The sequence below is a fragment of the Collinsella aerofaciens genome, from assembly GCF_040910325.1.
GTDB classification, from domain to species: domain Bacteria; phylum Actinomycetota; class Coriobacteriia; order Coriobacteriales; family Coriobacteriaceae; genus Collinsella; species Collinsella aerofaciens_BL.
Window position 1 is genome coordinate 1 of the sequence record NZ_JBDGAV010000039.1, and the last position, 11,287, is coordinate 11,287.

The 11,287-nt window shown below is 55.5% G+C and carries 9 protein-coding genes and 1 tRNA gene; 8 read left to right on the plus strand and 2 right to left on the minus strand.

Annotation, left to right across the window (positions count from 1 at the left end; genetic code table 11):
* Positions 1 to 228 precede the first annotated feature (228 nt).
* A complete protein-coding gene (locus AB5Z25_RS10220; RefSeq protein ID WP_117747065.1) occupies positions 229 to 2,700 on the minus strand; it encodes a glycosyltransferase family 2 protein in 2,472 nt (823 codons plus the stop codon).
* A 156-nt stretch (positions 2,701 to 2,856) separates the two neighbouring features.
* Between AB5Z25_RS10220 and rfbA the strand changes: the two genes are divergently transcribed.
* The 5 genes from rfbA to AB5Z25_RS10245 all read left to right on the plus strand — a co-directional run bounded on the left by rfbA (position 2,857) and on the right by AB5Z25_RS10245 (position 7,945).
* A complete protein-coding gene (gene rfbA, locus AB5Z25_RS10225; protein WP_195544899.1) occupies positions 2,857 to 3,756 on the plus strand; it encodes a glucose-1-phosphate thymidylyltransferase RfbA in 900 nt (299 codons plus the stop codon).
* 94 nt (positions 3,757 to 3,850) lie between these two features.
* Entirely contained in the window at positions 3,851 to 4,288 is a 438-nt protein-coding gene (locus AB5Z25_RS10230; RefSeq protein ID WP_117747067.1) for a DUF4869 domain-containing protein, read from the plus strand.
* 9 nt (positions 4,289 to 4,297) lie between these two features.
* Positions 4,298 to 5,272, plus strand: coding sequence for a hypothetical protein (locus AB5Z25_RS10235; RefSeq protein WP_117747064.1), 975 nt, complete (start codon positions 4,298 to 4,300; stop codon positions 5,270 to 5,272).
* Between the two features lie 75 nt (positions 5,273 to 5,347).
* Entirely contained in the window at positions 5,348 to 6,367 is a 1,020-nt protein-coding gene (rfbB, locus tag AB5Z25_RS10240; RefSeq protein ID WP_195544900.1) for a dTDP-glucose 4,6-dehydratase, read from the plus strand.
* A 123-nt stretch (positions 6,368 to 6,490) separates the two neighbouring features.
* A complete protein-coding gene (locus AB5Z25_RS10245; protein WP_368135503.1) occupies positions 6,491 to 7,945 on the plus strand; it encodes a sugar nucleotide-binding protein in 1,455 nt (484 codons plus the stop codon).
* 102 nt (positions 7,946 to 8,047) lie between these two features.
* Here AB5Z25_RS10245 and AB5Z25_RS10250 read toward each other — a convergent pair whose 3' ends face one another.
* The gene (locus tag AB5Z25_RS10250; protein ID WP_320678036.1) at positions 8,048 to 9,019 is read right to left on the minus strand and encodes a glycosyltransferase family 2 protein; all 972 of its coding nucleotides are present in this window, start codon (positions 9,017 to 9,019) and stop codon (positions 8,048 to 8,050) included.
* 160 nt (positions 9,020 to 9,179) lie between these two features.
* On the opposite strand from AB5Z25_RS10250, the gene AB5Z25_RS10255 reads away from it, so the two are divergent.
* From AB5Z25_RS10255 to AB5Z25_RS10265, 3 genes are all read left to right on the plus strand, one after another.
* Positions 9,180 to 10,025, plus strand: coding sequence for an ABC transporter permease (locus AB5Z25_RS10255; protein WP_022094778.1), 846 nt, complete (start codon positions 9,180 to 9,182; stop codon positions 10,023 to 10,025).
* An 11-nt stretch (positions 10,026 to 10,036) separates the two neighbouring features.
* Complete coding sequence (locus tag AB5Z25_RS10260; RefSeq protein WP_117766691.1) at positions 10,037 to 10,804, plus strand: ABC transporter ATP-binding protein; 768 nt, start codon at positions 10,037 to 10,039, stop codon at positions 10,802 to 10,804.
* 54 nt (positions 10,805 to 10,858) lie between these two features.
* Positions 10,859 to 10,935: transfer RNA gene (locus AB5Z25_RS10265), tRNA-Arg, on the plus strand.
* Positions 10,936 to 11,287 lie beyond the last annotated feature (352 nt).

The window sequence follows — 11,287 nt, forward strand, 5'->3', positions numbered from 1 at the left end:
TCGGCCCCGGTGCCCAAGCGCGATATCGGCGGTGCTGTTTCGCGATATTCAACAGTGCTCAAGCGAGCAAATACTCATTAAATACGCCTTTGGAATAAGATGCTCTCTGACTGTCGAGTGAAGGACAACTTATCACAATAGGGGAATCGAGGGTTAATCCTCGATTCCCCTATCTAGCCTAGACATGCTAATTTGCCTAGATTGAATAAGAAAAGAAATGCAAACTTCTTATAAATGATAATAACGATTCGCGGGTTCCCCGACGGTGAAGTTTGGATTCATATAAGGATCGCCTTTGACGTAATACTTAGCCCATCGATAATTCATGTACGCGACCTCTTTGTGGAAGCGAATCTGCTTCTCCGTATTGTTTTCAACGCCTCTAGAAATCGACTCGTAGTGATAGAGCTCGACTTCGGGTGTGTATACAATTAGGTCGTTGATCTCGCGTAGCTTTAAGCAAAAGTCAACGTCATTAAATGCAACTTGAAGCTCTTCCGTGAAACCTCCGACTTTCTCATATTCATCACGCTTGGTCATTATGCAAGCTGCGGTGACGGCGCTGAAGTCTTGTTGTGCATCGTTGAGTGCAAAGTAGCCCCAGTTATCCCTTGGCATGCTTTGGCAAAGATGTCCTGCCACGCCACCAGTGACGCATAAGCCCGCGTGCTGGATGGTGTTGTCGGGATAGTAGAGTTTTGCACCAACTGCGCCAACATCCTCACGTGCGCAGATGCCAAGCATAGTCTCAATCCAATTGGGCGTAATTACCTCAGTATCGTTATTCAACAGCAAGAGATAGTCGCCCTTGGCGTGAGCAACGCCAAAGTTCATGAGCTTGGAGAAATTGAATTCGTGCTTCCAAGTTACAAGACGAACGATGTCAGGATATTTTGCTTGCAACTTATCGTAATAATCGAACGTCTCCTTTTCTGTGCTGTTGTTTTCGATTATGACAAGCTCGAAATTGTCGTACGTTGATTTCTCAACAATTGACTTAATGCAGTTGTCCAGAATGTTGGCGTGGTCTTTAGTTGGAATGATAATTGACACGAGTGGATGGGAATCTGGCACAGCGTAGGTTACTTTATATGTAAAGGGACGACGCGCTTGTTCGACCTTCGCATTGAGCCCAAGCCTGTCCAAATGACTCTGGACCGCTTTGATACCTGCGATAGTGGCATACGGCTTGCTATCGGCATTTGCTGCGGTGGAGGTCTCGCTTAGGCGCCAGTGATATAGAACCTTTGGAACATGATGAACTTTCCTTGCCTTTTCCACGGCGCGGAGAGTCAGATTATGATCCTGCGCTCCATCGAACTCTTTCGTGTTCGGTTCTAGAGTGTCAAGCAGAGACTTACGGATGGTAAGCATATGGCAGATATAGTTATTGTTTCTGAGCAGATCGATATTGAAATCCGGCTTAAAGAACGGCTGCGCTAGCTTTCCATCAGGCATGAGTTTATCTTCATCACAATATAGAAGATCGACGTCATCATTGTTTTCAATTGCCTCGGCATATGAGAACAACAAGTCCGGTTCAAGAATATCGTCATGGTCAAAGAAGCTAACGAAATCACCCGAAGCGATGGCAACGCCGGCGTTTGTATTTTCGGAAATGCCCTTATTCTCGGTAAGGTTAATTGATTTAATTCTGTTGTCGTGGGCCGTCTCCTGCTCAACGTGAACCTTTAGTTCCTGATTGTCAGGACTTGCATTAACTAGGATGAGCTCCCAGTTTGCATAAGACTGGTTTTTTACGGATTCGGTCATATCGTTAAAGAACGAAATGGGTGTGTTGTATAGAGGGACAATAATGCTGAACTTCGGAGCACTGTTGAAGACGATTTTTCTCTGCTTCTCCAGAGCGCCGATGGTTGCCTTATGCTCCGTGAACCATTCGGGGTATTCAGGGTCAAACTGCGCATGGGTAAAGAGAAAGTTGGTCTCCTCAAGAAGCAAGCCTAACTTATCGGGTGTTAAGCAGTCAAATGCACTGAATGATGGGTGATTTTGATCGTCAATAACAAAGTAGTAACGATCGAACGCCTTTGGCATTCGAATTGAGAGCTGCGTTTCAAGCTGCTTTTTCTCAGACGTAAATCCAACGCTTGTTACATTCGAACCGAAATTGACGATGCTCAAATTAACTTCATTAAGGGTTCGATCGAAACAACGAAGTTTGATTTGCGAGTCGCTACGATAAGGAGTTCTCACCGTGCACCTAAGGATATAGTCGCTTGAATCTTCGATGCACTGCCAGAAATCAATCGTTGCCATGTCAAACTCTGAAACGTCATCGTAGTTTCGGAGTTTGCTGCACATGTCAGGTTTAATTTTGTAGTTAAGGCGCGACTCCCATTTGATGTTCTTGCAATTTAGCGAAAGGGAGTCGCTGCTCAGGGTGCGACCGTCTTGGCCGATTTCGCTAAACTCAATTTTGATGGTGCGAGCATCGGGATCGGGGACTACAAGGACGTATGAGTTCGAGTCACAACTATTGTCCCGGAATTTTAGGAGGGATAAAGGTGAGCGGCGGTTATCGTCTGTAGCCGCCTGGGCTGTTACGCTGGAGCCTTTATGGATGCCTTCAATCTTAAGCTGCTGGTAGATTTTCCAGTTTCCTCTGCATACTCCGGTTGTTTCGACTCGCATTGTTTGCCTTTCGTTTGTTGGACACTGCTCATTGTACTTTTTCATTTGTTGCCTCGCTAGAAATGCAGAAAGAGTTGCGTGTTTCTGCTGTCCGATTTAAATAAGAAGACGGGGAGGTTGCTGCCGGTGCGTATAATTTAATTAACTATGCATCTGTAATCAGCGGCTTTTGCTCAACGATTGTCAATCGAGAGGATTTTTATGAAAGGCATCATCCTCGCCGGCGGGTCCGGCACCCGCCTATACCCGCTCACGCTCGTGACCTCCAAGCAGCTGCTGCCGGTCTACGACAAGCCCATGATCTACTACCCGCTCAGCACCCTCATGCTGGCGGGCATCCGGGACATCCTGGTCATCTCCACGCCGACCGACCTGCCCAACTTCGAGCGCCTGCTCGGGGACGGCTCGCGCTACGGCGTGAACCTCTCCTACGCCGAGCAGCCCTCGCCGGACGGCCTGGCGCAGGCCTTCACCATCGGCGAGGAGTTCATCGCCGGCGAGCCGTGCGCGCTGGTGCTCGGCGACAACATCTTCTACGGCAACGGCCTGTCGCGCCACCTGACGCGCGCCGTCCAGAACGCCGAGTCGGGCCGCGCCACGGTCTTCGGCTACCACGTGGACGACCCCGAGCGCTTCGGCGTCGTGGAGTTCGACGGCGAGGGGAGGGCCGTCTCCATCGAGGAGAAGCCCGAGTGCCCCAAGAGCTCCTACGCCGTCACCGGCCTGTACTTCTACCCGGGCGACGTGGCCGCCAAGGCGCATGAGGTCGAGCCGTCGGCCCGCGGCGAGCTGGAGATCACCACGCTCAACCAGATGTACCTGGAGGAGGGGACGCTGTCCGTGGTGACCCTCGGCCGCGGCTACGCGTGGCTGGACACCGGCACCATGGAGAGCCTCCACGAGGCGGCGGAGTTCGTCCGCGCCGTGGAGCACTCCCAGGACCTGCCGGTGTCCGTCCCCGAGGAGATCGCCTGGGAGAACGGCTGGATCACGACCGCCGAGCTGGAGGAGGCGGCCAAGGCCTACGGCAAGTCGGTCTACGGGCAGCACCTGAAGAAGGTCGCCGCCGGCGAGATCGTCAACAGCCCGCGCGAGTACTAGCGCAAGCTTGTTTTCTTTAGGGGTCACCGTTTATCTGGTGGCCCCTTTCGTTATGATTACGTTGACCATAAAGACAATATGATTGGGAGTGGATGTGTTAAGCGTCTACTTTGGCGATATGCCAGAAGCGATTTACAACACAGCGACATATTTCAAAAACTCTTACCGGTCTTCTTGGATTACGGATCCCTATGCAGTCTCGATAATTAAAGATGTCGATCGATCGGTTGTTGTCTCCGAAAACGTCATCGAAAGTCCTGTGCTTGGATCCATCTCCCCACTCCAGCTTTCTGGTGGCGTGAAAACGCTGCTGCTTATGAGATTTGATCGTAAGCATATTTTTAACGCTTCTACCTGTGGTGACAACTGTGCCAAGTGGATTCTCGACATGGCGAAAGACCGCAAGCTCGTTGTGAATCTCTATCATGTGATGGACTTTGGTCGCGAGGATTTTAAAATTAAAGTCGTGAATAGCGGCCGAATCGTTCACAGCATGGCCGATTTGATTCACGAGTCGATTCCGTATCTGTAGGTGCTGCTTATGAACGGTTCGCATCTCGTTAAGATTTCCCGCCGCAGGGGAACCAAGTACACATTTACCATTAAACGGAACATTACTATTGTGCGTGGGGATAGTGGCACGGGTAAGACGACACTGTTTAACATGGTCGCAGACTACATGCGAACGGGCGAGCAGTCGGGTGTTTCCTTGCAATGCGATTGTCCCTGTGTCGCCCTGACCGATTATGATTGGCGAAACCAGCTTTCGTCCGTTCATGACTCGATTGTATTTGTCGATGAGGGCTTAAAAGAGATTCATTCTGATGAGTTTGCCCATCATGTGCTGTATTCCTCGAATTATTTCGTGCTGATCTCAAGGGCTGATTTCCCCAATCTTCCGTATAGCGTGGATGAGATTTACAAGATTAAGACGAGCGGAAAATACCATTCTTTCGTCCCTGTTTATCAAGATCGCGGGAATCATCGTTATGCTATTTCCCGGTCGGCGCCAAAACAGGACTTTTCTATCCTTCTATGCGAGGACAGTAAGTCTGGTTTCCAGTTCTTTGAACGGCATTTCGCTGACAGTGAGCTTACCTGTACTTCGGCCATGACGAACAGCGCGATTTTGGGCTGGTTGGATCAGCATCTCGACGATCGCGTGTTTGTTGTCGCGGACGGGGCGGCATTTGGGTGCTATGCGGACCGCGTCCTTAAGCTGCAAGACATTCACCGCGATACTGTTACGGTTTGTCTTCCCGAATCATTCGAGTGGCTTCTACTGAGCTCCGGCGTAATTTCAGGGCTAGATGCCAAAGCAGTTCTGCAAGAGCCGGAAGCGTTTGCAGACAGTGAGAAGTTTAAAAGCTGGGAGGACTTCTTCTATAAGTACTTACGCGATAAAACTGGGAATTCGGTCTTCCGGTACGACAAAGACTGCATTCCGGAGGCGTTTTGTAGGGGAAGTAATTCTGCGAAGGTTATGGCTCTTATCGCGTGCCGAAATGTCCGATAGTTTTGTTGAATAGTGTCGCGGCATCACTTCCTGCGGCATACTAAAGAAGCTGTACATGCTTCAGATTGGATTTTCATGTCTGAGATTTTTGAACCTAAGAACATCATCGTCACGGGCGGCTGCGGCTTCATCGGCAGCAACTTCGTGCACTACGTGGTCAACAACCACCCCGGGGTGCACGTGACCGTCCTGGACAAGCTGACCTACGCCGGCAACCCCGAGAACATCGCGGGGCTGCCGACGGACCGCGTGGAGCTCGTCGTCGGCGACATCTGCGACGCTGGGCTGCTCGATGAATTGGTCCCCGGCCACGACGCGATCGTCCACTACGCCGCCGAGAGCCACAACGACAACTCCATCGCCGACCCTGAGCCGTTCCTGCGCACCAACGTGGAGGGCACCTTCCGCCTGCTGGAGGCCGTCCGCAAGCACGGCGTCCGCTACCACCACGTCTCCACCGACGAGGTCTACGGCGACCTGGCGCTCGACGACCCGGCGAAGTTCACTGAGGAGACGCCCTATAAGCCGTCCTCTCCGTACAGCTCGACCAAGGCTTCCTCCGACATGCTCGTCCGAGCGTGGACCCGCACCTACGGGCTTCGCACCACGATCTCCAACTGCTCCAACAACTACGGCCCCTACCAGCACGTGGAGAAGTTCATCCCCAGGCAGATCACCAACATCGTCGACGGCGTGCGCCCCAAGCTCTACGGCCGCGGCGAGAACGTCCGCGACTGGATCCACACCGAGGACCACTCCAGCGCCGTCTGGGACATCCTCACGAAGGGGCGCATGGGGGAGACCTACCTCATCGGAGCCGACGGGGAGAGGAACAACATCACCGTGCTGCGCATGATCCTCGAGGCCATGGGAAAGGACCCCGAGGACTTCGACTGGGTCGTCGACCGCCCCGGCCACGACCGCCGCTACGCCATCGACTCCACCAAGCTCCAGCGCGAGCTGGGCTGGAGGCCGGCGCACACCGACTTCGCCGGGGGCCTGAAGCAGACCATCGACTGGTACGTCGCCAACGAGTCCTGGTGGCGCCCCGCCAAGGAGGCCACCGAGGCCCGCTACCGCGCGCAGGGCCAGTAAGACTGCATTCCGGCGAACCGCACCGCGGGGCGCCCGCGCGGGGATGCAGGGCATGGGGATGATCCTGCGTCCCCGCGCGGGCGCCCCCGGTTATACAACCTCTTCGATAGGAGCTTTTCCCACATGGCAGACATCGCATTCGAGAAGGACCTCTCCGTCGCCGAGACCGGCATCGAGGGCCTCAAGGTCGTCGACCTCGCCGTCCACGGCGACTCGCGCGGCTGGTTCAAGGAGAACTGGCAGCGCGCCAAGATGACCGCCCTGGGCATCCCGGACCTCAGGGTCGTCCAGAACAACATCTCCTACAACGACAGCCGCGGCGTCACCCGCGGCATCCACGCCGAGCCCTGGGACAAGTTCATCTCCGTGGCGCGCGGCAGCGTCTTCGGCGCCTGGGTGGACCTGCGCGAGGGCAGCGAGACCTACGGGAAGGTGTTCACCTGCACGCTCGACCCGTCCAAGGCCATCTACGTCCCGCGCGGCGTGGGCAACTCCTTCCAGGCCCTGGAGGACGGCACCGCCTACACCTACCTGGTGGACGCCCACTGGTCCCTCGAGCTCAAGAAGACCTACACCTTCGTGAACCTCGCCGACCCCGAGCTCGCCATCGAGTGGCCGATCCCGCTCGACGAGGCCACCGTATCCGAGGCCGACCTCAACCACCCGATGCTCAGGGACGTCGTCCCAATGGCGCCCAAGAGGACGCTCGTCACCGGCTGCAACGGCCAGCTGGGCCATGCTGTGCGCAGGCTGGCGGAGGAGCGCGGCGTCGCCAAGGACTTCGACTTCTGCGACATCGACACCTTCGATATGTCAGACCCGGACGCCTACACACAGTACGACTGGTCGCTCTACGGCACCGTGATCAACTGCGGCGCCTACACCGCCGTGGATAGGGCGGAGACCGCCGAGGGCCGCGCGACCGCCTGGAAGGCCAACGCGACCGGCCCCGCCCTCCTCGCCCGCACCTGCTCCGAGCACGGGATCACCCTGGTCCACGTGTCCTCCGACTACGTCTTCGACGGCACCGCCGAGGTGCATGACGAGGACGAGCCCTTCTCCCCGCTGTCCGTCTACGGCCAGACCAAGGCCGCCGGCGACATCGCCGTGGCAGGGTGCCCCCGCCACTACATCATGCGCAGCTCCTGGGTCATCGGCGAGGGCCGCAACTTCGTGAAGACCATGAAGGGGCTGTCCGACCGCGTCGCCGACCCCGAGGACAAACTCACGCAGGTCACGGTCGTGGACGACCAGCTGGGACGCCTGACCTTCACGCGCGACATGGCCGGGGCCATCTTCCACGTGCTGGGGACGCACGCCCCCTACGGCACCTACGACTGCACCGGCTCGGGTGCGGTCAGGTCCTGGGCGGACATCGCCCGCGCCGTCTTCGAGGCCGCCAACGGCAACGGGGACAGGGTCGTGCCGGTATCGACCGCCGACTACTACGCGAGCGCCGCGGGCCCCATCGCCCCGCGCCCGGTCCACTCCGCGCTCGACCTGTCCAAGCTCGAGGCTGCCGGCTTCCACATGCCCGACTGGGAGGAAGAGCTGGGGGAGTACATCAAGACGCTCTAGCCGCTATTAACTTTTCGAGAGTAAAAGCCGCCGTTCTTTAACGGCGGCTTTTCTTGTTGGTGGCTATCTGCGCAGTGGTGCCAATAGTATTTTGCGGAAGATCTACCTCTCGCTTGGCATGGAAGTAGGGTGGCCGGGCTGGTCGTCGTAGGCGTATTTGCTGTACACGTTGACCTCCCACTGCTTTTTTTCGACCTTTGCTACAGAATCTAGGATGAAGCCGGTCGCAAGGCTCAGGCCGCACAGGAACATAAACGAGGCGGCGAGCACAGCGGTGGGGAAGCGCGGGACGAGGCCGGTCTGGAAATATTCGACAACGATGGGCATGCCCAGGGCGAGGCCGAATACCGCGAACAGAAGCGCAACGAGGCTGAAGAACTTCAGCGGGCGGTAGTCCTTGAACAGCGTGCCGATCATCGCAACGACTTTAATGCCGTCGCTCACGGTGTTGAGTTTGGACTCGGAACCCTCGGGACGGTCGCGGTACTCGATGGGCACATCTTTGATGCGCCAGCGGTGGTCGACGGCGTGGATCGAGAGCTCGGTTTCGATCTGAAAGCCCTCGGAAAGCACTGGGAAGGTTTTAACGAACGGGCGGCTCATGGCGCGGTAGCCTGTCATGACGTCATCGAAGCTGTAGCCATAGATCCACTTGATCATGGCGCGGACCAGATTATTGCCAAAGCCGTGGAAGGCACGCTTGTTCTCCTCGGCGTAGGTGCCGTTGGAAAGGCGATCGCCTACGGTCATGTCGGCCGTACCGTTAAGGATGGGCTCGCAGAGGGCCTTGGCCGCCTCGGCGGGGTAGGTGTCGTCGCCGTCGACCATCAGGTAGCAATCGGCGTCGATATCGCGAAACATCTGGCGGCATACGTTGCCCTTTCCCTGACGGGGCTCAAAGCGGACCGTGGCGCCGTGCTCGGTGGCGATGCGTGAGGTATCGTCCGACGAGTTGTTGTCATAGACATAGACCGTCGCTTGCGGAAGCTCGCGGTGAAAGTCGTCGATGACTTTGCCGATCGTGGGCGCTTCGTTGTAGCAGGGGATGATGACGGCGATGGATTCAGAATTCACTCAATGCTCCTTATACGTTCAATCCTTGAAAGTATAGCCGTTTGGGCTTGGCATCCTAAGATGTGGGTTAGTTCTCCAGTTTTGTTGCGCGAATCGTTTGCATGGCCGTCGGGTCTATACTGTTCGTTTGTCAACGATTACGAGTAAAGGAGTTGCATCCGTGTCGGATCAGACAAAGCAACAAGAAACTCGCAGTCTGCCTGCGACGTTTGCTAAGAACGAATTTGAGAAGGACGCGTTTATCCTTCGTCAGCTGGTTACCAAGGATTTTAAGATCAAGTATCGCCGTAGCGTTCTGGGCGTCGCATGGTCGGTGCTCAACCCGCTGCTGATGATGATCGTCATGGCCATCGTGTTCTCGACGATTTTTGGCCAGGGTCGCAATGGCTCAATGACGCCCGAGATGTACCCGCTGTACTTGATCGTGGGTAACATTACCTTTGCCGTCATGTCCGAGTCTACGAACCAGGCCCTGACGTCGATCGTGGGCGCTGCCCCTCTGCTCAAGAAGGTTAAGGTGCACCGCTGGGTTTTCCCGGTGCAGAAGGTGCTCTTCTCGCTGGTCAACTTTGCCTTCTCGCTGGTCGCCGTCGCCATCGTCATGCTGTGGTTCCGCGTTATGCCTTCTTGGCACCTGATTCTGTTGCCGGTTTGCCTGCTGCTGCTTATGTGCTTCTGCATGGGCCTGGGCATGATGCTCTCTGCCCTTACGGTCTTCTTCCGCGACGTTATGCATCTGTGGAGCGTCGTCATTACGGCGTGGACTTACATTACGCCCATCTTCTGGACGACTGACTATATTGCGCAAATGCCGCATCTCGTGCGTATCTTGATGTATGCGAACCCCATGTTCAACTACCTGCAGTTTATGCGCGATATCTTCCTGTTCCAGACTACGCCCTCGCTTATGACGTTTGGTATGTGCGTCGCTTGGGCGGTTCTTGCGCTTATTATTGGCTATACCGTGTTCCATAAGTCCGAGCGCAAATTTATCCTCTACATCTAAGGAGTGCTGTGATGACTGAATCTGTTGTTGATTACAGCGAGCAGCCTCTGGCTGTCGAGGTCGACGACGTCACCATGATCTTTAACATGGCGTCCGAGTCGCTGACCAACCTCAAGGAGTACTTCATCAAGCTTGCCAAGCACGAGCTGTTCTTTGAGGAGTTTAGGGCGCTCAAGCATATCTCGTTCGATATTCATCGTGGCGAGGTCGTGGGCCTGGTCGGCACCAATGGCTCCGGCAAGTCCACGATGCTCAAGATTATCGCTGGCGTGCTTGAGCCTAGCGAAGGCAGCGTTAAGGTGCACGGTAACATCGCGCCGCTGATTGAGCTTGGTGCCGGCTTTGACCCCGAGTTGACCGCCCGCGAGAACATCTATCTGAACGGTGCCCTGCTCGGCTATACCAAGGAGTTCATCGATGCCAACTTTGACGGCATTATTGAGTTCGCTGAGCTGCAGAACTTTGTCGACATGCCGCTTAAGAATTTCTCCTCGGGCATGGTTGCGCGCATTGCCTTTGCAATCGCAACGATCACTGAGCCTGACATCCTGATCGTTGACGAGACACTTTCCGTCGGTGATGTGTTCTTCCAGCAGAAGTGCGAGGCCCGTATCCAGCACTTTATCCAGAGCGGCGACGTGACGGTTCTGTTTGTTTCGCACTCCATGGAGCAGGTTGAGCGCATCTGCCAGCGTGCCGTTTGGATTGAGAAGGGTGACCTTCGCATGGACGGCCCGGTCGATAAGGTCTGCAAGGCGTACCGTGAGCAGTTCAACTAGGTTATAATTACTTGCGCCTGACAGGCTTGCGCTTGCTTGGGCGTGCAGTTATTTGCTCCATTAGCTCAGTTGGATAGAGCAGGGGACTTCTAATCCCAAGGTCGACGGTTCGAATCCGCCATGGAGCACCATCGTTTATTAAGCCCGGGCCGCTAGGTGGTCTGGGCTTTTTCACATGCCGGTGTTCTTTATTCTTGCCGGGCATACGTTTAGGCCGAAGCCGTGGCGTGAGCTGCTGTTGTGCTGCTGATGTGGATTGGTTATACGGCGCGCCAAAGGGGGCTGGAGCCGAGCGTGAGCAAGCCTCTGCTGTTTATTGGGGCCGGTGTTGCTTGGCTTGTCCTTGCCGCGCTGAGTGGGCTTGAGCTTTTGAGCCGCCGCGTGGATGGGTTTGTGGTTGCTACAGTGTTAGCGCCGGGCGATTTTAGCCGCTAATAGTCAAACTATTTTGACCAATCCCGGTCACCGAATAATGGCCACCGT

What these genes read in the sequence shown, in the direction of transcription:
- AB5Z25_RS10220 (WP_117747065.1), bottom strand. Translation starts at nt 2,700, where the DNA reads ATGAAAAAGTACAATGAGCAGTGTCCAACAAACGAAAGGCAAACAATG.
- rfbA (WP_195544899.1), top strand. Translation starts at nt 2,857, where the DNA reads ATGAAAGGCATCATCCTCGCCGGCGGGTCCGGCACCCGCCTATACCCG.
- AB5Z25_RS10235 (WP_117747064.1), top strand. Translation starts at nt 4,298, where the DNA reads ATGAACGGTTCGCATCTCGTTAAGATTTCCCGCCGCAGGGGAACCAAG.
- rfbB (WP_195544900.1), top strand. Translation starts at nt 5,348, where the DNA reads ATGTCTGAGATTTTTGAACCTAAGAACATCATCGTCACGGGCGGCTGC.
- AB5Z25_RS10245 (WP_368135503.1), top strand. Translation starts at nt 6,491, where the DNA reads ATGGCAGACATCGCATTCGAGAAGGACCTCTCCGTCGCCGAGACCGGC.
- AB5Z25_RS10260 (WP_117766691.1), top strand. Translation starts at nt 10,037, where the DNA reads ATGACTGAATCTGTTGTTGATTACAGCGAGCAGCCTCTGGCTGTCGAG.